The organism is Sinobaca sp. TMA16-18 (assembly GCF_059510535.1).
In genome coordinates this window covers 23,248-42,910 of the sequence record NZ_JCAKFM010000014.1, presented here as the reverse complement: position 1 = coordinate 42,910, position 19,663 = coordinate 23,248, and the positions used below count along the sequence as shown (strand labels likewise).

Sequence of the window (19,663 nt, the reverse complement as noted above, 5' to 3'; positions counted from 1 at the left end):
TTAATATATCATCGTACGTCTTAACTGACAAGTGTTTTTTCTACATTTTCTAAAAAAATATAAAAAAAGAAAGGCCGGCCTGCACACCGGCTCTTTCCCGCTTCTATCTATTCATTATGCTGCTGGTTTCTCATCTGCGGAAACAATAATACATCTCTAATAGAAGGAGAGTCTGTCAGAAGCATTACAAGCCGGTCCATTCCGATACCAAGACCGCCGGTTGGAGGAAGCCCGTATTCCATTGACTCCAAATAATCCGTATCCATCATATGGGCTTCATCGTCTCCCTGCTCTCTTTCCTGCACTTGAGCTTCGAAACGCTCACGCTGATCGATAGGGTCATTTAATTCTGTAAACGCGTTGGCATGCTCGCGCCCTACAATGAAAAGCTCAAATCTGTCTGTAAATCTTCCATCCTCCGGATTTTTCTTAGCCAATGGAGAAATTTCTACAGGATGACCATAAATAAAAGTAGGCTGAATGAGCTTCTCTTCCACAAAGTATTCGAAGAACTCGTTTACCACATGACCAAAGGACATGCTGTCTTTAATAGGAACGTTGTGTTCTTTAGCAAGTGCACGGGCATCTTCATCACTCATGTCTTTCCAGAAATCCACACCGGTTTCTTCTTTTACTGCCTCTACTATATGAAGCCTGCGCCATTTCGGTGTCAGATCCACTTCCAGTTCTCCGTAAGCAACCTTTGTTTTGCCTAGAACGTCCTGAGCAATATGTGCAATTAAACTTTCTGTTAAATCCATAATATCATTGTAATCTGTATATGCGGCATAAAGTTCCATCATCGTAAACTCGGGGTTGTGACGAGTGGATATCCCTTCGTTTCTAAACACACGGCCTACTTCATATACTTTTTCGAGGCCTCCGACAATCAAACGCTTTAAATGCAGCTCGATCGCTATTCGTATATAAAGCTCCATATCAAGCGCATTGTGATGAGTCACAAACGGTTTGGCGGAAGCTCCACCGGGAATAGAATGAAGCATAGGCGTTTCCACTTCCAGGTATCCTTTATTATCAAGATACCTTCTCATCGACTGCATAATTCTGCTTCGGAGAACAAAAGTATCTCTTACTTCAGGATTGGCGATTAAGTCCAGGTAGCGCTGACGGTAGCGCTGCTCTACATCTTTAAGTCCGTGGAATTTATCAGGAAGCGGACGCAGCGACTTCGAGAGAAGTTTAATAGAAGAAAGTTTCACTGAAAGCTCTCCTACTTTTGTTTTGAAAGCCGTACCGGCTACTCCGATAATATCGCCGATATCAAGATCCTCGAACAGCTCATACATTTCGTCTCCTACTGCATCTTTTCTTACATATATCTGTACCTGGCCGCTTAAGTCCTGTATATGAGCAAACCCGGCCTTTCCTTTACCTCGTTTTGTCATTACACGTCCAGCTAATGTTAATACCGTATCTTTTGTTTCAAGTTCTTCTTTTGAAAACTCCCCAAATTCCTTTTGAACCAATTCCGCGGTATGGCTGCGGTCAAATCGTTCTCCAAAAGGGTCTTTTCCTTCTTCCTGCATTCGTGCTACCTTTTCTCTTCGAACCATCATTTGATCATTGTATTCTATTTCTTCACTCACAGCTATCTCTCCCCGGCTTACGTTTTTAATCATATTTAAGGGAGCTGAACCTTTCTAGGGCCAGCCCCCGTTGCTGCTTTGTTCTATAGAACAAGACACTCTTTATTTCCCCTGGTTTCTAAGGGATCCATCTAGCAGTGCACTATGTCAGCCAGCCGCCCGTTTCTTTATACAGGCTTACTCCCACTTTTTCTTCCGGCGGCAGACGGTTTAGCCATTTCTTTACTTCCGCTGTTCTTGAGTTCGATGTAATATCCAATAGAGGGATCAGGACAAACGCCCTTTCTTCCATTCTTGGGTGAGGAATAACTAACTCTTCCATCATAATATTTTCATCATTATAAAGCAAAATGTCAAGGTCTATATTACGGGGTCCCCAGCGTATATCCTTTGTTCGGCCCATTTCTTTTTCAATGCTCTGCGTAATATGCAGCAGTTCTTTCGGAGAACTCGACGTCGTGCCGCGCAGCGCTATGTTCAAAAAATCAGCCTGATCTGTAACACCTACCGGCTTTGTTTCATAAACATCAGAACACTCCAGTACGGTTATCGTTTCTGCTTTCTGCAAAAGCTCTATTGCTTTTTTCAGCGCCTCCATGCGGTCACCGATATTAGAACCCACACCTAGATAAATATCTTTAGGCACTTATCTAGTCCTCATAATCTCAATAGCTACATGCTCATAATGGCCCGGAATCGGCGGATCAGGCTTAATTACCTTTACTGTTACGCGCTCAATAATCGAAAAGGAAGCAAACAGGCTGGATGCAATTTGTTCTGCTATAGTTTCCACTAAATCGTATGTGTTCTCTTCGACCGCTCGTTTTACCGTTTCAAATGCTTCCCCATAGTTTACACTTTTATCGATGTTATCTTCCTGGGCCGCTTCTCTTAAATCGGTTTCCATTACTAAGTCAACACGAAAGCGCTGGCCGAGTTTATTCTCTTCAGGAAATACTCCGTGGTAAGCGTAGAACTCCATTCCTTTAATATAAATTTTATCCATGCTCGCTCATCCTTTCATTTCTCAGCATTGCATCCATCATAAGAGCTGTCCTCTTCATTTCCAGCACATCATGGACGCGGACAATACTGCACCCCCGCTCAATGCCGAGGCTTACTGTTGCAGCAGTCCCCTCCACCCTTTCGGCAGAAGGCAGGTTCAATGTTTTAGCAATAAGGGACTTTCGTGAGCTTCCAAGCAGAACCGGGTAACCCAGTTCTGTAAATTCCCGCATCCGGCGCATTGCCTCTAAATTCTGTTCATATGTTTTAGCAAATCCAATTCCAGGGTCTAAGATAATATACTCTTCCTTTACCCCAGCTTTTTTACATATATTCACACTTTCAAAAATATCTTTTTTCATATCATCCATTAAGTCAGTATATTCCTTGTTATGTCGGTTATGCATCAAAATGATTGGCACGTTGCACGCTGCCGCAACCGCCGCCATATCAGGGTCCGCTTTTGCGCCCCAGATATCATTGATGATTCCAGCTCCTGCAGCCACTGCCTGCTTTGCCGTTTCCGCTTTATACGTATCGATGGAAACAGGAACATCAAAACGGGCAGTAAGCGCCTCAATAACCGGCAGCACACGGGAAAGCTCTTCTTCAGCAGAGACCGGTTCATAGCCCGGTCTCGTGGACTCCCCGCCTACATCTATAATGTCCGCTCCGTTTTCAATCATTTGACGGGACCGGTCGATGGCGTTCTCAATTTGATTGTACCGGCCGCCGTCCGAAAAAGAATCCGGTGTAATGTTAAGTATGCCCATTATATAGGTTCGTTGTGAAAGATCGAGAGAGTGCTTTCCCCATTGGATAATACCGCTCATTATCATTGCTCCTTGCTTATTTTCTATAGTAAATCCTTAAACGACCAGGCAGACCGCCTGATTTCTGCATAATCTTCAGCCAGTGTATATGACAGCTCTGAATGACATGGGTAGTTGTATTTATTAATCCCCAGCAGCGGGCTGATCTCCTGAATCGAATTTGTGACAAAGGCTTCTTCAGCTTCCAACAGCATACTTTGAGGAAAACAACCCTGCCGAATATAATAACCCCGTTTTTCTGCCAGCATCATAACAGCTTTTCTTGTAATGCCCGGCAGAATACCAGTTTGAACAGCAGGAGTATAAAGGGTCGTTCCCTTCCGCCAAAACACATTGGATACTACCCCTTCTGCTACATACCCTTCCCGAGTAAGAAACAAGCCCTCTGTATCAGGGAATCCCCGTATCTCGTTTTTACCGAGAATGCTGTTAAAGTAATGATGGGATTTCAAGCGCACGTCTGACTCCGGGGTATTTCTTTTTGTCTGCAGCACCTGAGCCCTTTTCGGCGACAGCTGGACTCCAGTTCTTTTCTCCAGTGGTTTCCCGTAAATAATCACTTCCGGGTGCTCATAGCATGACTGCTCCAGTCCTAATGGGCCCGGACCGGCTGATACATTAAACCGTATATATGCATTCTCCCACTTGTTTGCTGATAAGACCTTCTCGATCTGCGCTGTGACGGCCGCCCGCTCGTACGTCCATTTAATATTCATCTCACGGAGGCCGCGTTCGAGCCGGAGCATATGTTCATCCAATAAAAAAGGGTGGCCGTCGTACACCCGAAATGTTTCAAACTGGCCCAGCCCATACATAAACCCGTGTTCAAATACAGAAAGACGGGCTTCGCCCGCCTCCTGAATTGTTCCATTTTGCAATACAAACATTTTTTAAACTCCCTGTGGAAGGCTGTGAGTAGAAATGAAATTTTTTAAAATGGTTTTTCCTACATCGGTCATGATAGATTCAGGATGAAACTGAACACCTTCTACTGCGAGCTCTTTATGGCGAAGGCCCATAATTTCTCCCTCTTCGGTCCACGAGGTAATTTCCAGGCAGTCGGGAAGCGTTTCTTTTTTAACAATCAGCGAATGATACCTTGTCGCCGTAAATGGATTGTTGAGTCCTTTATACACGGTTTCCTCATTGTGATGCATTTCGGACGTTTTTCCGTGCATGAGACGGTCTGCCCGGACTACATCTCCACCGAATACCTGGGCAATCGATTGGTGACCCAGGCAGACACCAAATATAGGGATGATACCAGCAAAATGTTCCACGGCCTGCATGCTGATTCCCGCTTCGTCCGGCGAACAAGGTCCCGGGGAAATCATTAGAAAATCAGGTGCGATGGCTTCAATTTCTTCAATTGTTATTTGATCGTTTCGTTTTACAACAAGTTCTTCTCCCATTTCTCCAAGATACTGCACAAGGTTATAGGTAAAAGAATCATAATTATCAATCATTAAAATCATCGTACACTTCCTCCTCTGCTCATCTCTTCTTCACTCAGCTCTTTTGCGGTCCATAGTGCTTTTGCTTTTTTCAGGCATTCTTTATACTCTGCTTCAGCATGGGAATCAATAACGATTCCTGCTCCCGCCTGCACGTAGGCCATGCCGTTTTTTGTAATCATCGTGCGTATGGCAATATTTAATTCAGTGTCTCCATTATACCCAATCCATCCAATAGAGCCAGTATAAACGCCTCGACGGACTTGTTCAAGTTCCTCAATTATTTCCATTGTCCTCACTTTAGGAGCACCGGTAATCGTCCCCCCGGGGAAAGCCGCCCGGATCATGTCATAGACGTCCATGTGATCAGCCAGTATACCTTTAACATTGGAAACAATGTGCATCACGTGGGAATACCGTTCAATCACCATTAGTTCGTCTACCTCCACGGAGCCGAAACGGCAGACTCTTCCCAGGTCATTACGCTCTAAATCGACCAGCATAATATGTTCAGCACGCTCTTTTTCTGTAGTAAGTAGTTCTATTCCCAGTTCCTGATCGGCCTTTTCATCCGCCCCTCTGGATCTGGTGCCTGCAATCGGCCGGGTGGAAGCTTCCTCTCCGCGCTTTTTGATAAGCAGCTCAGGAGAGCCGTTTACAAGCTGGAAATCCGGCGTATGAAAATACCCCATATAAGGAGAAGGGTTAATTTCCCTCAGCTTCTTGTAAATATGAAACGGATCGCTTCGAAGCGGCTTTCCCTGCCGAAGGGAAAGGTTCACTTGGAATACATCCCCCTGGGCAATGTATTCTTTCACCTCTTCCACCGCTTCAGCAAATTCAGTCTCTTTCCAGGAAGCCTCTTCTGTCATTACGTCATCCGTTACAGTATAAGCCGGCTCTACAGTCGGGTCTTTTTTCGTCGCAGCCAGCCAGCTGCTCATCATGTAATCGAGTTGATCCTTATCGTTTTCTTCGGCACCTGTCAGACGGAGCACCCAAAGCTTTTTTTCTTCGTGATCGTACACGGCCGCTTCTTGAAACGCTTGAAAAAAGCAGTCCGGCGTATCCAAATCATCTGCTGTCGTCTCCTCCAGCTGTTCAATATACCTCACATAGTCGTAGCTGATGAATCCAAAGAGTCCACCCTGGAAATCCGGAAAGTCCGGTAGGGTCTCCGTGGCGTATCCTTTCATCCATTCTTTCATCTGCAGAAGCGGGTCTCCATGTTTTAGAATGGTTTCTTCTGCTGTCTCAATCGTTAGCTGATTATCTTTTCCTGTAAATAAAGCAAAAGGGTGCAGGGCGGCAATACTATAGCGGCCTCTCTGCCCACTTTCTAAAATCACGTGATACTCGCAGGTGCTGCTTAAAGACGCGTACGCTGAAAAAAAACGGTGTTCCGGAAAATCCAAAGCCCGTCCGGACACCCGGTATGCATCGCTTGCAGCCGGAAGTGGTGCTAATTGAGGTCTCATCGTCCTCCCCCTTTGGTCAAAATAAAAAGAGCAGGACCGTTTAGCCCTGCTCCCGTTTCTTTTATTTTATTGCTCGTCTTCAAAGTTGTAAAGCGGCGTGCTGAGGTACCGTTCCCCATTACTTGCAATAATGGCAACTACTTTTTTGCCTTTGCCAAGCTTTTTCGCTTCTTGAAGCGCCACATAGATCGCAGAGCCGGAAGAAATACCGCCGAGAATACCTTCTTCTCTTGCTGCACGGCGTGCATACTCAAATGATTGCTCTGTTGTTACCTGTACAACTTCATCATAAATATCAGTATTAAGAATTTCAGGAATAAAGCCTGCTCCAATACCCTGAATCTTGTGAGGGCCTTTCTGTCCTCCGCTCAATACTGGAGAATCCGCCGGCTCAATAGCTACGATACGCATATCGGGATAGTGCTCTTTAAGCAGTCCGCCTGCCCCTGTAATTGTTCCGCCTGTACCAATACCGGAAACGAAAGAATCAATCTGGCCGTCTACCTGCTCCAGAAGTTCCTTACCTGTTGTCTCACGGTGAATAGCCGGGTTGGCTTCATTTTCGAACTGCTGCGGCATGAAATAACCGTTTTCCTCTGCCAGCTCGTGCGCTTTGCTGATTGCTCCGCCCATTCCTGCAGGTCCTGGTGTCAGTACCAGCGTAGCACCATAGGCACGAAGCAGGTTGCGGCGCTCCATGCTCATTGTTTCCGGCATAACCAGAATAGATTTATAACCTTTTGCTGCGGCTACCATAGCAAGGCCGACGCCTGTATTTCCACTTGTAGGCTCTACAATCGTATCGCCTTCTTTAAGTCTGCCGTCTTTCTCTGCAGCTTCAATCATAGCCATACCGATACGGTCTTTTACACTGCTTCCCGGGTTCATAAATTCAAGCTTCAGATACACATCAGCATCATTTTCCCCCGTAAGGCGGTTAAGCTTCACCATCGGTGTTTGGCCTATTAGTTCTAAAACGTTATTTGCTACTCTCATGTAAATATCCTCCTCGACAATACCAAGTAATTTCATTGGTTTTATTGATTATATATTATCAGTCTTTTAAAACGGTGTCAATACAGGCGTTTTCTATTTTCTGAGTATTCCTTCCCTTTTAAAAAAAGAACCTGATCACCAAATGACCAGGTCCTTTATGCATTTATTGCACACGATTTTCTTTTTTTTCTGCTTCGCCGCGGATTTCTTCGAGCTCCGGCACATCAAAGTTATATATTTCATTACAGAAGTGGCACTGGGTTTCGGCCCCGCCGTCTTCTGTGATCATATCTTTAATTTCATCACTTCCCAGAGAAACGAGGGCATTTGTAATGCGCTCTTTTGAACAATGACAGGAAAAGGAAACATCATGCTTTTCCAGGAAGTTGATATCTTGCCCAAAAATAGTTTGAAGCATTTCTTCAGGTGTTTTACCCTTTTCGATCAGCTTTGAAACTGGAGGCATGTTTTCAATTTGTTTTTCCAACGCCTCAATCGTCTCTTCTTCCGCACCCGGCATCAGCTGAATAATAAACCCGCCGGCCGCTTTAATGCTGTTGTCAGGGTTAACGAGAACCCCCAGGCCGACAGAAGAAGGGACCTGTTCGGAAGCTGCAAAATAATAGGTGAAATCTTCTCCGAGTTCCCCGGAAACAATTGGCACGGTTCCGGTAAAATGGTCTTTCATCCCAAGATCCTTTACCACAGCCATATGACCTCCGGTACCAACCGCCTGGGCTACATCGAGCTTGCCGTGTGGATTCAAATCAAAATGAACCTGCATATTATGAGCATAGCCCCGCGTATTGCCGTCCGAGGTGCTATCTACAATAATGGGTCCCATTGGGCCTCCGCCTTCAATCTTTATCGTCAGCTTGTCTTCTCCTTTAAGCATGGCCCCCATCATCGAGCCTGCAGTCATGGCACGTCCCAGGGCAGCAGCTGCTGTCGGCCATGCCTGATGGCGCTGGACAGCTTCATTTACCATATCGGTGGTATTAACCGCATAAGCCCTGATTTTATTATCAAATGCCGTTGCTTTTACTAGATAATCACTCATGTGTTGTAACATCCTTTCGTCTCATTCTTTTATATTCTTTTGATAGATGGCATAGAGGCCGGCAAGAGTTAGATCTTCATCTATTTCATCTATTTCGTTTGTTTCCTGCTGAAGCCATTTGGCCGTTGATCCTGTAGCAATCGTATACGCTTCTGACTGCTGTTCTTCTTTTATTTTCCGGATAACGCCATCTACTTGGGAAGCATATCCGTAATACATGCCCGCCTGCATCGCTTCTACGGTAGTTTTTCCAATCACGCGGGCAGGCTGTTTCCATTCAATTTTTGGCAGCTTGGCCGCTTTTTCATATAAAGCCTGTGTGGCAAGGTCGAGTCCTGGAAGAATAACGCCTCCCTGGTACTGGCTGTTTTTATCGATATAGCAGAATGTTGTGGCGGTTCCAAAGTCGACCACAATCAAAGGAGGCTGTGTTTTCTGAAGAGCTGCTACCGCGTTAACAATACGGTCTGCCCCAACTTCTTTCGGATTTTCGTAACGTATATTCAACCCCGTTTTCACTCCCGGGCCAACGACTAAAGGAGCGAGGTTAAAATACTCTCTGCAAAGCCGGCTCATTGTATTCATTAAAGACGGAACAACAGATGAAATGATAATACCGCTTATTTCTTCTGTTTTCCAGCTTTTGAACTGAAAGAAAGAAATAAGTTGAAGACCATATTCATCGACCGTCCTTGTTTGATCGGAAGAAAGGTGCCACGTATCAAGCCGGGTGCCGTTTTTAAATACGCCGAACGTAATGGTTGTGTTTCCAATATCCATTCCCAGTATCATATTAGTCCTCTATCATTTCAAATAATCTGCCTTACGTTAAAAGAGATGCCTCGAAGGGCATCTCTTTTCGATCTGTTATGATTTTCGGTCTTCATCAGACGGCGGTTCGTTTGTCCAAGGGGTTGCATTTTCCTTTGGATTTTCGGGATTGGCTTCTTTCTGCTCATCCTTATTTTGAGCATCAGCAGCCTCCTCCGAAGAGGATCCGTTGTCATCTTCATTGTCTGAAGAAGACGTCTCTTTTGTTTCATCTTCTTCTGCAGAATCTTCTTGTTCAGGCTGTTTGACTACTTCCACTTCATCATCACTTTTGTTTAAATGGTGATTGTCTGGAAGCTTGCCTTCTTCTACGAGCGATTCAATCTGCTCTGCATCGAGAGTTTCCAGTTCCAACAGCTGCTGTGCAACAAGCTCAAGCTTGTCTTTGTGCTCTGTTAGAATCTGTCTGCAGCGCTCATAGGATTCTTTAATAAAGCGCTGAACTTCCTGGTCGATTTCATAAGCAATTGCATCGCTGTAATTTTGTTCATTCTGCATATCACGGCCGAGGAACACCTGGCCGCTGGAACCGGAACCGAATTGAAGCGGCCCGAGCTTATCACTCATACCGTATTCCGTTACCATCTTCCGGGCAATCGCAGTGGCGCGCTGAAAGTCGTTATGGGCGCCTGTACTTACTTCGTTAAACATTACTTCTTCTGCTACCCGTCCACCGAGAAGGCCGACAATCTTATCCAGCAGTTCAGGTTTTGTCATAAAGTAACGGTCTTCTCGTGGAAGCATAACGGCATAACCGCCGGCTTGTCCACGTGGAACGATCGTCACTTTATGAACCATATCCGCGTTTCTAAGCTTCACGCCGACCACCGTGTGGCCTGCTTCGTGATGAGCAACGATTTGTCTTTCTTTTTTCGAAATAACACGGCTTTTCTTAGCTGGACCGGCAATAACCCGGTCAATAGCTTCGTCTACATGGCTCATTCTAATTTTGTCCATGTCACCGCGGGCAGTAATAAGCGCTGCTTCGTTTAACAGGTTTTCCAGATCCGCACCGGAAAATCCTGGTGTTCTCTGGGCAATCGCTTTTAAGTTAACGTCATTTGCAAGCGGTTTGTTGCGGGCGTGAACCTGAAGCACTTCTTCGCGTCCTCTTACGTCAGGAAGACCTACCATAATCTGGCGGTCAAAGCGTCCTGGACGAAGAAGGGCAGGGTCAAGTACATCGGAACGGTTTGTTGCAGCAATCATGATGATACCTTCGTTTGCACTGAAACCATCCATTTCAACAAGAAGCTGGTTCAGCGTCTGCTCACGTTCATCATGGCCGCCGCCGACACCGGCTCCACGCTGACGCCCTACTGCGTCAATTTCATCAATGAAAATGATACATGGAGCGTTTTTCTTCGCGTTTTCAAACAAATCACGTACACGGGAAGCACCGACACCGACAAACATCTCAACAAAGTCTGAACCACTGACTGTGAAGAATGGTACGCCTGCTTCACCTGCTACTGCACGTGCAATAAGTGTTTTACCAGTACCTGGAGGTCCTACAAGAAGAACACCTTTTGGAATACGTGCTCCCATATTGGCGAACTTGCGTGGGTCTTTCAGGAAGTCTACTACTTCAATTAATTCCTGTTTCTCTTCATCTGCACCAGCTACGTCTTTAAAGCGGGATTTTTTCTTATCTTCCTGGTACAGCTTGGCTTTACTCTTACCAAAGTTCATCACTTTGTTTCCGCCGCCTCCGCCGCCTTGAGCACGGCTGAAGAGGAATAGGAATAATAGAATAATAATCACAAACGGAATAGCGGTAACAAGCAGGTTGGACCAGATACTTGGTTCATCTGCCGGCTGTGTATTGATCGTCAGCTCATTTCCATCCGGGCCCTGAGCGTTTAGTATCAGCTGGGTATTCTCATCGGTCATTGGAAGGTAGGCTTCAAATGCTTCCTCTTCTTCCATGCCCTGTTCCTGGCCTTCTACTAAATACACTTCTCCTTCAGGCTGGAGGGTGGCTGACTCAATTTCATTATTTTCAAGCTTGGTTATCAATTCGGTGGTGCTCATTTCTTCTGTAGTGGTCTGATCCCCACTCAAAAAGCTGAAAATACCGATAATGACCAAAAACAAAAGCAAATACACCACGACGTTTCTAAACATTCGATTCATTCCTGACCTCCTTCTGTAAGCACTGGCGGTGTTCTATAAAACTTCTGATGCCGCTGCCTCATTGTTGTAAATTTTCGGTTTTAGTACCCCTATATATGGAAGATTTCTATACCGTTCTGCGTAATCAAGACCATACCCCACCACGAACGCATCCGGCACGATAAAGCCTGCTACATCCGGTACAAGATCGACTTTTCGGCCATCCGGCTTGTCAAGCAGCGTAATGATCTTTACCGACTTTGCACCGCGGTGCTTTATCAGCTTGATCAAATAGTTAAGCGTAATGCCGCTGTCGATAATATCTTCCAAAATGATAACGTCTCTACCTTCCACTGTTGTATCAAGGTCTTTAATAATTTTAACTTCCCCTGAAGATACAGTGCTTTTACCGTAGCTGGAAACATCCATAAAATCAATTTCCAGATGCGTTTCTACTCTTTTAATTATATCAGCCATAAAAGGAAGAGCCCCTTTTAAAACTCCTACAACCAGCGGAAAACGGTTATCGTATTCTGCTGAGATAGCTTTTCCCATCTCTTTAATCTTGGTTTGGATCTCTTCTTCGCTAATTAGTATGTTCTCAATATCGTCATGCATCAGAATCGCTTAAGCCTCCCAAAAATTCATTATCTCAGTATACATTAAAAAATAGGGTGAATACCCGGCTTTAATCATATCATGAATAAAGCATGAATTTCATCCTTCACGTCTTGAAAACTGTCTGGCCGATTGTTTCATAATACCGTATTTGCCCGTTGAATCTAGTTCTTTTGGCACTTAAATAAAATAGTCCTGGTTCCTTCAGGCGCTCTTTGCACGGCTTTTGTTTTGGCGAGCATTGGCACCCATAAGATCGTTTCATCAGAGGCTGCCAAGACAGGCCAGCTGTCCCTTTGGGTTTTAGGTACCTTTTCATCGATAAATAAACGATTTAATTTCTTTCGGCCTGTCATTCCTGCTACATGAAGTTTTTCTCCCTGCTTTCTCGAACGGACCAGCACAGGGAGCTTTGCATCTGCTTCTTTTATGCAAAACACATCAGCCGGCTCAGGGCTGATCGAACCATCGTGCCAGCTCGCCGTAATAGTCCACTCGTTAAACGTGACGGTCCCCGGCACATCGAGGCGTTTGGGTGCTTCGACTGCAGGCGGCTCCATGCTGTTTTGAATATGAAACGTGCATGTATCATATGTCCGCCTTACCAACACCCCGTCCGCCCAATCAATAGTAAAGGACGGATCGGGTTTATAGAGAAGCAGCAGCAGCTGTTCTATATGTATAGTAGAAACGGCCGTGTGTTGATTTTTGCAAAGATAAGTTAATAGTAGAGGAATAACCCTTCTTTGTAAAGCCAAATGAAGGGCTTTCCAGCCGCTTATGGAAAACGTCAAAGAATGTTCATCTTGGTGCAGAATCAGCTGGGAAGCTTCTTTCTCTGCGGCTTCTTTAATAAACTGCCTTTCGGTTGATGTCCATTCGTTTAGTGTCTGGAAATGTTCCCGGGCCTCCCTGTTTTCGTGAAGAACGGCCGGCAGGGCATGATGTCTGATTCGATTTCTTGCGTACGTATCTGAACGATTGGTCTGGTCTTCTTTAAAAGGAACAGCGTGTTCTGCACAATAGGCATAGACAGCCTCTTTGCTTACACCGAGCATCGGCCGGATAATCTTTCCTGCCTGCTGATAACGGGAAGCGGCTATACCCATTTCTTCCCATAAAGCGCGGCCTGCTGCCATTCTAAGGAGCATTGTCTCTACTTGATCGTCTCCGTGATGACCGGTGGCCAGAACTGCTGCTCCACATTCTTTCATCACTTTTTCTAAAAATTGATAACGAAGCAGCCGGGCCTGCTCCTGCACTCCTTTTCCCTGTTCAGATAAATAAGCCCGCACGGGAAGCACCTCTGTATAGAAAGCAATAGAGCGGCTTCGGCAATAGGCTTCCACCATATCCTTTTCTTCTTTTGAATCTTCGGGACGCAGGCCGTGATCAGCATGCGCCGCTGATACAGAAATCTGCAGGGGGTCTGCCAGTTCACTAAGTACATGAACAAGCGCCATAGAGTCTGCCCCGCCTGATACAGCTGCTATTACATGGTCACCTTTTTGAAGCAGTGAATACTTTTTGATAAACGCTTCAATTTTCTGTTTCATACCGCTGTCCTACTCCTTTTCCGATAGAAAATAAAGAAAGGGCAAATACGAGCCCGGCCGCTATTGCACCAGCCTGCATAAAGGTCTGAACCCCCTGCTCGAGCCCTCTTATATGATTTTCTTCTACAAAAGCAAGCATCGTCGAGTAAGCACGGCCGCCGGGTACGAGTGGAATAATTCCCGGAATCGTAAACATTGTAACCGGCACCTTTTTCCATATGGCAAGCCAGTGTGCGATAAAAGCCGCAGTGAAAGCTGCAGCTGCTGCAGCAAACACCAGGCTCATTCCCAGCTCCGGCAGGGTACTGTAAACAATCCAGGCAGCTACCCCGGCAGTGCCGCCCCACCAAAGCAGCCGAAGAGGAATATTAAAAATTACGCCAAACGCCACGGTGGCGATGAAACATATCAACCATTCAAGCAAAATCATTTCCTCCTCCTTCCGACACCATGTGCCCTGCTACATATAAAAGATGGACAGCGACAGGGCTACTCCCGCTGCAATAGATAAAGACGTAACCAGGGCTTCTGAGCCTCTCGCCACACCTGCTACAAGGTCTCCCGACATTAAATCCCGGACAGCGTTTGTCAGGGGCACGCCGGGTACGAGAGGAATCAACGAGCCGATGATGACCTGGTTTAATTCTGTTCCAAATCCTCCGTTTACCATTATGAGAGCCAATATCCCGCCGGTTAACGCCGCCGCAAATTCAGCAAAAAACTTTACTTTCAACACTTTTTGTATCAGAACTAGAGTAATGGTAGTAACGGTTCCTCCAATAAACGCTGGAATCATATCAAAATAACTGCCCCCAATTAAATAGGAAAAAGCGCCGCCGCCAATACCGGAAGCTAAGTAAATAAACCAAAGTGGATAATGCATCGGTGCATCTTTTATCGCTTTTAAACGTTCCTGCGTTTCATCCAGGGTAATATCTCCGTATGTGAATTCCCGGGCCAGCTGGTTTACTTCCGTTACTTTTCCAAGGTCCTGGTACCGTTCTTTAATCCGAATCATCTGCATACTATCGTAATCTTCTTCAGTTTTGAACGAAAGAAATATACCGGTCGTGGTGACAAAGCTGTGGACATTATTCATTCCTGCGGCCTTCGCCATTCGTACCATTGTATCTTCTACTCGATATGTTTCTGCTCCATACCGAAGGAGCAGCCTGCCGCTTAACAGGCAGATGTCCATTGTTTTCTTTCCACGAACCACGTCGTTCCCTCCAGTTATTCCTTATTTTCTTGAAATACACTATACCCTATATACCAGCTGATGAATATACATTTAAACGACGTTGGATACAAAAAAAACTGCACCTTTAATGGGCACAGTTTCGGTATTAAATAGATACTCTTTTTTAAGAATACCATTTGTTTTGTTTTTGGTAGCGGCGGAGGGAGTCGAACCCCCGACCTCACGGGTATGAACCGTACGCTCTAGCCAGCTGAGCTACACCGCCAAATTAGCAACATCCGTAATTATAAACAATGCACCAGGCCCCGTCAACACTTTTCTTTTTACTGATTCTTAAAAGCATAAAAACCGCGCAGGCTTCTTTAACAAATGAAGCCCGCACGGTTTCAGCAGAAGCCTTTATTTCCGGGATTGTTTTCCTCGTTTATTATCTGTCTGCTTTCTCAATGCGGACAGACGCTCTTCACTATCTTTCATAAAGTTATTCATTTTATCTTCAAATGAAAGAGGTTTTGGCCTGCTAGTACCGGGAGATCCGTTCCGACGGCTGCTGTCTCTCGGCCGGGCGGGTGCAGGGCGGGTCGGCTTTGGTCGTTCATCGGCGGGGCGATCTATCGCTTTTCGAATAGACAGGCTGATTTTTCCGCCTGCTTCTACCTTTATGACTTTTACAGTAACGTCATCGCCAACATTCACAAAGTCTTTAATGTTGTCGACGTACTTATCTGCTATTTCACTAATATGAACCAGGCCGGTTTTCCCGTCAGCCAGTTCAATAAACGCACCAAAATGGGTAATACCTGATATTCTGCCCTTTACCTTATCGCCAGCTTTTATTGCCATGTAGAAATTGCTCCTCTTCAAATGTTAATAAAAACAGTAAAGCTGCCTGATTACGTTTATAACAGCATCATGTATTTACTTAATTGAACAAAGGGACACCACTTTGAATGTGTTTGTTATTCAGCAGACTCTTCCGGCATTTTGTACAGTGTTTCGTTTTGCTTTGTGAAGTAATAGTCACTTCTCGCTACTTCGGCAATGTAATCTAAATCGTGATAATTTTCTATGTCCTGCCTCAACTGTTCTTCTTCAGCCTGCATTTCCGTGTACTGTGTTTCTAAATTGGTTCTTTCTGTTTCCTTGGCATGAAGCGTCTGCCACTGTGTAATAAGAATAACAGCCAATACTACAGCAATAATGGATCCCGTGACAGCCATTGCCGTTAAGCGGCGGCGGAGTCCTTTTTTACGCTTCGATTGAATGGCATCCTGAAGCTGTTGTTCGCGTTCCTGCTGACGGACATAAGACTTGTTAATTTCTGTTACTTTTCTACTATTAGAACCCAAGACCTTCGTCCCTCCTTCTGTTACTATATTTATATATTATATTAGCCATGAGCTATATATTTTCAGAACTGTTATACAATAACCAATTATTAATATCATAACGAAGGAGGAAGGGTCTTTCAATATAAAATTGTATAAATTATGCAATTTTCTTTTATTTACTCTCCGGNATATTTTCAGAACTGTTATACAATAACCAATTATTAATATCATAACGAAGGAGGAAGGGTCTTTCAATATAAAATTGTATAAATTATGCAATTTTCTTTTATTTACTCTCCGGCGTCTCTTCTTTTAGAATAGTGTACATGCTTTCTGCAGCTTCTTTTTTGGTCGTATCTTTAATTTCATCCACCGAAAACGTAATCGTTTTGCTAGCAAAACGGATAGACACTTCGTCCCCGGGTTTTACCTCTGTTCCTGCCTTGGCCTGGTGGCCGTTTACTTTAATTCTTCCCTGGGCAGCTACTTCTTTAGCCAGGGTTCTACGCTTTATCAAGCGGGATACTTTTAAAAATTTGTCTATTCTCATCGTTTACTCTCCTTTATTGGCCGTTCTTCGCCTTGTACTGCTTCTCAAAATTCCGATTAGCGGTATGAAGCGATTCTTCCGGATGAAGCTTATAGCGGCCGGCTATAGTTACAAGAACAAAAAGCACGCTGCCAAACGCCTTTTTCTGCCGTTCTTTATCCGTTCCCTGTAGTACCGTTTTCCACTCCTGTAATTCTTTTTCAAAGATTCCCCAGAGCAGCGGTTCCTCTTTAACCGGCATACCCTGCTTGACTGCCTGCTTTTGAAGCTCGGCCGCTCTCATTAGGGAGGGGAAAGAAGCAGGAACGTCCAGACTGTCTGTTTCCCCTCCCGAATCCGCGCGCTCTGCCTGTTTAATCTTTCCCCAATTATAGTTTACTTCCTCACTCGTTTCCGCTTTTGTATCTCCAAACACATGAGGATGGCGGCGGATCATTTTCTCATTGAGTGTCCCTACAATATCTTCTATCGCAAAAAATCCTTCCTCTTCTGCGATCCGGGCATGAAGCATTACCTGCAAAAGCACATCGCCCAGCTCTTCCTGGAGATGCTCGTCATCCTTTTCGTCTACCGCGTCAATCACTTCATACGCTTCTTCAATCAGATACCGTTTCAATGAATCGTGTGTCTGCTTTTGGTCCCACGGACATCCGCCCGGTGCACGAAGCGTACCTATAATTTCTTTTAACTTTCCAAATTCACGATATAAAAGGGCCTCTTCTTTTACCGGGGGTACATACAGCGCCGTTAAATTGCTGAGAGCCGCACGCCGGTCCAGTTCAAAAAGCGGAAAGGTCTCCAGCTTTTCTGCGGACGTTCCGGCAGCCGTAACGAGCGTCACTTCATAGTCGTCCGGATACTTTTCCATTAGAGTGAGTTTTGTATTGGAGGCGCTCATCTGATCGTACACCTGCGAAATGATTATATGCTGGGTCATCATAAGCTGCCCGGGCACAAGAGAGGTCGCATCAAGCAGTTGAAACCCGTCATTCGGATCTATCCGCAGAGCGGAAAAAGCAGGATCCAGAAAGCTTTGGCCTCCTTGAATATGCAGCTGCACCACTCCTTTTTTTTCTTCCTCTATTAAACGCTGCACCGTTTCTTCCGCCACAAGCGGATGACCGGGCACAGCATAAATTAACGCCCCTTCTGCAGCTTCCAGCAGCGCTTCGACAATTTGGGCATATACCTCACCAAACTGGTCGTGGGCTTCGTAAATATGATCAAAACTCCGAAAAGAAATACCCTCTTTTTCGAGCATGGAAACGGCTGGATGCTCTCTTGTGCGCAGGTATACATAATCTGCCTGGCGCAGCTGTTTATATACGCCAAAGCTCATTTGATCCGCTTCCCCGGCGCCAAGGCCGATTATTGTTATTTGTTTCATGCTACTTGTTCCTCCTCTTTCGTAATGACTGTAGTTTTTTTATGCCGGGAAGCATTTTTTGTTCTTCTTTCGTAATTACCTGCAGAACCGCTGTAAGATATAAAAACAACATACCTCCTGCAGCACAGGTCATTAATGTAAAGCCAGCGGCAAGCAGCCGGTTTTCTCCGTGCATCAGATCTTCTCCAGCTGCCATCATCACTAAAAGAAGCAGACTCATGCCGGCAAGCGCGGCTGAAGCTTTTCCCAGCCAGCCTATAGTGAAAGCTTCCATCATGTCTTTTCGGTAAATCCAGTAAATGTTAACAGCTGCTGTTACCCCTAATCCAGCAACCGTCCCGATGGCTGCGCCGTGTGTGTCCAGCACAGGAATTAACAGTACATTACAGACAAGCTTCACGGCAAAACCGGCTGCCAGGGAAATCGCCGGTACTCTAAAAGAACCGTTTCCCTGCAGGACAGCCGCTGAAATCATTACCGTTCCGCTCATCACAAGGGCTGTCGACAGTGTGCGGAGGACATCGGTGCCGCTGTCATTTGTAAACAGCATAATATTAATCGGCTCCGTTAAAATAACCATGCCCGCCGCAGCCGCCACCCCCAATAAAAAGCTGACTTTCATCATAAGGGCAGCGTAATACCTGGAGGCCGCAAGCCTTCCTTTCATTCGTTCCTCCTGCAAAAGCGGAACGAGCACCATCGCGAAAGAAGACGCGATCACCGTACCAAATTGAAGCAGCGGCTGCCCCCGGTCAAACACCCCTTTAGCAATCATCGCTTCTTCTCCCACAGCACCGTTCATCTGCAGAAACCGTACGACGGTAAATGCATCAATCATTTGATACAAAATAAACAAAAGCGCTCCGAGGCACACAACAAGTCCCTGCGTAAGCAGCACTTTGGAGTGACCCGGCATTCTATGTACTGCGTTTCTATATGACATTGGCTGCAGCAGTGCTTTTTTCCTGTTTTTCTGCAGGAACCAGACCAGCACCAGTACGCTCATGGCACTTCCAAGCACGGAGCCTGCCGAAGCGCCTTCACCGGCATCATACGCTCCATTGCCCAGTGTTACAGCCAGCCAGGCAAACAATAGAATCCCTGCTACTCTAATGAACTTCTCGGCTACGTGGGAATACGCGGTAGGTTCCATTTGGTTCATTCCCTGAAAATATCCTCTCACTACAGACAAAATCGGCACAGTTAGAAGAACGTAGGACATCGTCCGGATTGCGCCGGTAAGTTCAGCATCTCCCATAAACAAAGCAACCGTCCCAGCGCCGGCATAAAACAATACAAAAAGAATAGTGAACAGCAGTGACAAAATAAAAAAAGCCGACCATGCTGTTTCTTTTGCTTCCTGAATCCCTTTATCTATTTTGGCATCTACAATCATTTTAGAGATAATAACGGGAAAGCCATACATGGCGATAACCATTGCCGCCCCGTACAAAGGATAAACCTGCTGATACACATAATACCCGAGGTCTCCTGTCATGTTTTGATAAGGCACTCTATATAATGAACTCAGTACTTTCCCTATAATCGTGGCTCCTGATATAAATAAAGCGCCTGCCCATATTTTTCGGCCCGGGCTTTTTTCTTCCATGGCATTCGCTCCTTTTCCGTCCCCAGTATAGC

General features: G+C 45.5%; 20 protein-coding genes and 1 tRNA gene. All 21 read right to left on the bottom strand.

Annotation, left to right across the window (positions count from 1 at the left end; genetic code table 11):
* Positions 1 to 107: 107 nt before the first annotated feature.
* Positions 108 to 1,607 (bottom strand): lysine--tRNA ligase, encoded by a 1,500-nt coding sequence (gene lysS / locus AC5W14_RS16640; protein ID WP_496060673.1) that lies wholly within the window; start codon positions 1,605 to 1,607, stop codon positions 108 to 110.
* Between the two features lie 142 nt (positions 1,608 to 1,749).
* Complete coding sequence (gene folK / locus AC5W14_RS16635) at positions 1,750 to 2,253, bottom strand: 2-amino-4-hydroxy-6-hydroxymethyldihydropteridine diphosphokinase (protein ID WP_496195020.1); 504 nt, start codon at positions 2,251 to 2,253, stop codon at positions 1,750 to 1,752.
* Positions 2,254 to 2,613, bottom strand: coding sequence for a dihydroneopterin aldolase (gene folB, locus AC5W14_RS16630; RefSeq protein WP_496195019.1), 360 nt, complete (start codon positions 2,611 to 2,613; stop codon positions 2,254 to 2,256).
* Positions 2,606 to 3,451 (bottom strand): dihydropteroate synthase, encoded by an 846-nt coding sequence (folP, locus tag AC5W14_RS16625; RefSeq protein WP_496195018.1) that lies wholly within the window; start codon positions 3,449 to 3,451, stop codon positions 2,606 to 2,608. The genes folB and folP overlap by 8 nt, the downstream gene beginning before the upstream one ends.
* A 17-nt stretch (positions 3,452 to 3,468) precedes the next feature.
* Positions 3,469 to 4,332, bottom strand: coding sequence for an aminodeoxychorismate lyase (gene pabC / locus AC5W14_RS16620; RefSeq protein WP_496195017.1), 864 nt, complete (start codon positions 4,330 to 4,332; stop codon positions 3,469 to 3,471).
* A 3-nt stretch (positions 4,333 to 4,335) separates the two neighbouring features.
* Entirely contained in the window at positions 4,336 to 4,920 is a 585-nt protein-coding gene (pabA, locus tag AC5W14_RS16615) for an aminodeoxychorismate/anthranilate synthase component II (RefSeq protein WP_496195016.1), read from the bottom strand.
* Complete coding sequence (locus AC5W14_RS16610) at positions 4,917 to 6,377, bottom strand: anthranilate synthase component I family protein (protein WP_496060666.1); 1,461 nt, start codon at positions 6,375 to 6,377, stop codon at positions 4,917 to 4,919. The genes pabA and AC5W14_RS16610 overlap by 4 nt, the downstream gene beginning before the upstream one ends.
* Positions 6,378 to 6,443: 66 nt before the next feature.
* Positions 6,444 to 7,373 (bottom strand): cysteine synthase A, encoded by a 930-nt coding sequence (gene cysK, locus AC5W14_RS16605; RefSeq protein WP_496060665.1) that lies wholly within the window; start codon positions 7,371 to 7,373, stop codon positions 6,444 to 6,446.
* A 163-nt stretch (positions 7,374 to 7,536) separates the two neighbouring features.
* Positions 7,537 to 8,433, bottom strand: a complete 897-nt coding sequence (hslO, locus tag AC5W14_RS16600) for an Hsp33 family molecular chaperone HslO (RefSeq protein ID WP_496060664.1) — start codon at positions 8,431 to 8,433, stop codon at positions 7,537 to 7,539.
* A gap of 21 nt (positions 8,434 to 8,454) precedes the next feature.
* Positions 8,455 to 9,225: a type III pantothenate kinase gene (locus AC5W14_RS16595; RefSeq protein WP_496195015.1), complete on the bottom strand. Its 771-nt coding sequence runs from the start codon at positions 9,223 to 9,225 to the stop codon at positions 8,455 to 8,457.
* A gap of 75 nt (positions 9,226 to 9,300) precedes the next feature.
* A complete protein-coding gene (gene ftsH, locus AC5W14_RS16590; protein ID WP_496060662.1) occupies positions 9,301 to 11,400 on the bottom strand; it encodes an ATP-dependent zinc metalloprotease FtsH in 2,100 nt (699 codons plus the stop codon).
* Positions 11,401 to 11,433: 33 nt separating this feature from the next.
* Positions 11,434 to 11,997 (bottom strand): hypoxanthine phosphoribosyltransferase, encoded by a 564-nt coding sequence (hpt, locus tag AC5W14_RS16585; protein WP_496060661.1) that lies wholly within the window; start codon positions 11,995 to 11,997, stop codon positions 11,434 to 11,436.
* Positions 11,998 to 12,161: 164 nt separating this feature from the next.
* Entirely contained in the window at positions 12,162 to 13,553 is a 1,392-nt protein-coding gene (tilS, locus tag AC5W14_RS16580) for a tRNA lysidine(34) synthetase TilS (RefSeq protein WP_496195014.1), read from the bottom strand.
* Entirely contained in the window at positions 13,537 to 13,983 is a 447-nt protein-coding gene (locus tag AC5W14_RS16575; RefSeq protein WP_496195013.1) for a threonine/serine exporter family protein, read from the bottom strand. The genes tilS and AC5W14_RS16575 overlap by 17 nt, the downstream gene beginning before the upstream one ends.
* 30 nt (positions 13,984 to 14,013) lie before the next feature.
* Entirely contained in the window at positions 14,014 to 14,772 is a 759-nt protein-coding gene (locus AC5W14_RS16570; RefSeq protein WP_496060658.1) for a threonine/serine exporter family protein, read from the bottom strand.
* A gap of 170 nt (positions 14,773 to 14,942) precedes the next feature.
* Positions 14,943 to 15,019 (bottom strand) — tRNA-Met (locus AC5W14_RS16565).
* A gap of 134 nt (positions 15,020 to 15,153) precedes the next feature.
* Positions 15,154 to 15,597 (bottom strand): S1 RNA-binding domain-containing protein, encoded by a 444-nt coding sequence (locus AC5W14_RS16560; protein ID WP_496060657.1) that lies wholly within the window; start codon positions 15,595 to 15,597, stop codon positions 15,154 to 15,156.
* A gap of 116 nt (positions 15,598 to 15,713) precedes the next feature.
* The gene (locus tag AC5W14_RS16555; RefSeq protein WP_496060656.1) at positions 15,714 to 16,103 is read right to left on the bottom strand and encodes an FtsB family cell division protein; all 390 of its coding nucleotides are present in this window, start codon (positions 16,101 to 16,103) and stop codon (positions 15,714 to 15,716) included.
* A 268-nt stretch (positions 16,104 to 16,371) separates the two neighbouring features.
* Complete coding sequence (locus AC5W14_RS16550; protein ID WP_252313673.1) at positions 16,372 to 16,635, bottom strand: RNA-binding S4 domain-containing protein; 264 nt, start codon at positions 16,633 to 16,635, stop codon at positions 16,372 to 16,374.
* 13 nt (positions 16,636 to 16,648) lie between these two features.
* A complete protein-coding gene (gene yabN / locus AC5W14_RS16545) occupies positions 16,649 to 18,022 on the bottom strand; it encodes a bifunctional methyltransferase/pyrophosphohydrolase YabN (RefSeq protein ID WP_496195012.1) in 1,374 nt (457 codons plus the stop codon).
* A gap of 1 nt (position 18,023) precedes the next feature.
* Entirely contained in the window at positions 18,024 to 19,631 is a 1,608-nt protein-coding gene (locus tag AC5W14_RS16540) for a putative polysaccharide biosynthesis protein (protein WP_496195011.1), read from the bottom strand.
* Positions 19,632 to 19,663 lie beyond the last annotated feature (32 nt).

Bases quoted from the DNA above. Each gene is read 5' to 3' on its own strand.
- pabA (WP_496195016.1), bottom strand. From the start codon at position 4,920: ATGATTTTAATGATTGATAATTATGATTCTTTTACCTATAACCTTGTG.
- ftsH (WP_496060662.1), bottom strand. From the start codon at position 11,400: ATGAATCGAATGTTTAGAAACGTCGTGGTGTATTTGCTTTTGTTTTTG.
- folB (WP_496195019.1), bottom strand. From the start codon at position 2,613: ATGGATAAAATTTATATTAAAGGAATGGAGTTCTACGCTTACCACGGA.
- yabN (WP_496195012.1), bottom strand. From the start codon at position 18,022: ATGAAACAAATAACAATAATCGGCCTTGGCGCCGGGGAAGCGGATCAA.
- tilS (WP_496195014.1), bottom strand. From the start codon at position 13,553: ATGAAACAGAAAATTGAAGCGTTTATCAAAAAGTATTCACTGCTTCAA.
- cysK (WP_496060665.1), bottom strand. From the start codon at position 7,373: ATGAGAGTAGCAAATAACGTTTTAGAACTAATAGGCCAAACACCGATG.
- AC5W14_RS16595 (WP_496195015.1), bottom strand. From the start codon at position 9,225: ATGATACTGGGAATGGATATTGGAAACACAACCATTACGTTCGGCGTA.
- AC5W14_RS16550 (WP_252313673.1), bottom strand. From the start codon at position 16,635: ATGAGAATAGACAAATTTTTAAAAGTATCCCGCTTGATAAAGCGTAGA.
- AC5W14_RS16575 (WP_496195013.1), bottom strand. From the start codon at position 13,983: ATGATTTTGCTTGAATGGTTGATATGTTTCATCGCCACCGTGGCGTTT.
- hslO (WP_496060664.1), bottom strand. From the start codon at position 8,433: ATGAGTGATTATCTAGTAAAAGCAACGGCATTTGATAATAAAATCAGG.
- AC5W14_RS16540 (WP_496195011.1), bottom strand. From the start codon at position 19,631: ATGGAAGAAAAAAGCCCGGGCCGAAAAATATGGGCAGGCGCTTTATTT.
- pabC (WP_496195017.1), bottom strand. From the start codon at position 4,332: ATGTTTGTATTGCAAAATGGAACAATTCAGGAGGCGGGCGAAGCCCGT.
- AC5W14_RS16560 (WP_496060657.1), bottom strand. From the start codon at position 15,597: ATGGCAATAAAAGCTGGCGATAAGGTAAAGGGCAGAATATCAGGTATT.
- folP (WP_496195018.1), bottom strand. From the start codon at position 3,451: ATGATAATGAGCGGTATTATCCAATGGGGAAAGCACTCTCTCGATCTT.
- hpt (WP_496060661.1), bottom strand. From the start codon at position 11,997: ATGCATGACGATATTGAGAACATACTAATTAGCGAAGAAGAGATCCAA.
- AC5W14_RS16610 (WP_496060666.1), bottom strand. From the start codon at position 6,377: ATGAGACCTCAATTAGCACCACTTCCGGCTGCAAGCGATGCATACCGG.